The 1,656-nt window shown below is 61.7% G+C and carries 2 protein-coding genes and 1 pseudogene; 2 read left to right on the top strand and 1 reads right to left on the bottom strand.

The genetic code is table 11. The annotated features are described in order from the left end of the window. On the bottom strand, positions 1 to 570 hold a 570-nt coding region (locus AC6CHY_RS19905), incomplete at its 3' end, for a M23 family metallopeptidase (RefSeq protein ID WP_498228055.1). A 378-nt stretch (positions 571 to 948) separates the two neighbouring features. Between AC6CHY_RS19905 and AC6CHY_RS19900 the strand changes: the two genes are divergently transcribed. Together AC6CHY_RS19900 and AC6CHY_RS19895 are read left to right on the top strand one after the other, a co-directional pair. Further along, positions 949 to 1,101 (top strand): hypothetical protein, encoded by a 153-nt coding sequence (locus tag AC6CHY_RS19900; protein ID WP_498228053.1) that lies wholly within the window; start codon positions 949 to 951, stop codon positions 1,099 to 1,101. A 39-nt stretch (positions 1,102 to 1,140) separates the two neighbouring features. Beyond that, positions 1,141 to 1,656, top strand: a pseudogene (locus tag AC6CHY_RS19895) (hypothetical protein); the annotation flags it as partial.

Below are 1,656 nucleotides of genomic sequence, written 5' to 3'. Positions count from 1 at the left end.
GGACTGGACGACCACCCCGTCCGCGGTCGCGTACACCGGGGAACCACAAGGGACGGCATAATCCTGCCCGACATGGATCTGCGTCCCCGGGCCGGTCGGGTTGTTCCGCCAGCCATACGGGCTGGTGATGTGCAGGGATGCAACCGGGTGGATCAATTGGATGCCGCCGGGCAGTGCCCCAAGCACGCCCAGCCGCTGACCCGCGAGGTTGCCCGCGACATTTTGATGGGTGGCAATGCCCGGAACGAATCCGGCATGCGTCACATACGAAGGCCCGGTGCCCCCATATCCCGAACCGGTGCTGGTGATGCCCAGCGGTCGCGACGCGATTGCGTCGACATCGCTGAACAACGAGACCCTGACCGGCTGCACATTGGCAGCGGCCTGGCGGCTCAATCCCCCGTCTCGTTGCGGTGCCAGTTGGTCCTGGGCCAAGCCCAGTCCGGGTGCACCTGAAATGGCCACGACCGCGGCCATGGCAAGACCCAACGCAGAAATTTGTGGAATCTTGTTTTTTGCATTGCCGAGCTGGCTCGACACATTTCCCCGATTATCTTGATGTTTTTTCATCGGTAACAGCCCCCTGTTTAAGTCACCATGAAGTTTTTGCGCAGCCAAAAATGAGGTCGGCTTTCTGGTAATTAACCAGCGAGTTGTCCGTGTCACCCCAAGCAACTGAACACTTAGGGATCACCTTAACGCACAGCCGCCGCGGAAGAAAGAGATATTTGCAAGACATTGTTGTTAAGTTTTGTGATGCCTCGGGTTGTTGGCGGCGGCACCCCGCCTGGACATCGATGGCACTTGAAATCTCGGGCCATCGGTGACGATTCTTCTGGTGGCCGCCTGAATCCATCGGCCCTGCAGCGACTTGCTGTGTTGACTCGGGCGAGGCGGAATGACTACCGGGATTCCGCTGTGGTCCCGGACGAAGACAGCGTCTCTCCCGTGCCGCCATCGGTAGTCGCCGCGCCACTTGACGATTCCGTGTCCGGAGTCCCGGAACTCGAATCTGACAAGTTGCTCGCCGACTCGGTCGACGCACTGGTCGACGCACTGGTCGACGCACTGGTCGACGACTTGGTCGGCAAGGTGGATTGAGTCTCTGCGGACGAACTGCTTGGCGCGTTGGACGGAGAGTTGGTCGGCTCGACTGACGGTGAAACAGTCGGTGTCGCAGCAGTCTGGGATGAACTGGGCGAAGGCGTTGGTTCTTCGCTTGGCTCCGGCGTCGGGCTCGTTTCGGGCGCCGGCGTCTTCGTGGGCGACGTGGGCGAGGGCGCTGTAGGTGAGGGTGTGGGGCTTGGCGTCGGTGTTGGGGCCTTCGTTGGTGCCGGCGGAGTCGTCTTTTCGGGCGTGGCTTCCTCACTTGCTTCAGGTCGCGGGGTTTCGCTCCTGGGGGGCGTTGGCTTCGGTGTGGCCTTGGGTGGTTTCGGCAGTTCGACCTCGATGTCGTGGCCGTTCCTGCTCTCGGTCCTTGGCTCGCCGGAATTTCTGATGGGTTCCGCCGCGATGGTGGTGCGGCGCGAGTCGACCTTCGGATTTGGTTGGCCGGGGATGATCGGCAGGAAGTTTCGCGGGTCGTTCCAGCGGCCGTTGATGATGACCTCGAAGTGCACGTGGCAGCCGGTCGAGTTGCCCGTGGTACCGCTCAGC

It is taken from the genome of Paeniglutamicibacter sp. GQ140 (assembly GCF_059759235.1).
The sequence above is the reverse complement of the archived record's forward strand: the minus strand, read 5'-3'. Positions and strand labels throughout refer to the sequence as shown.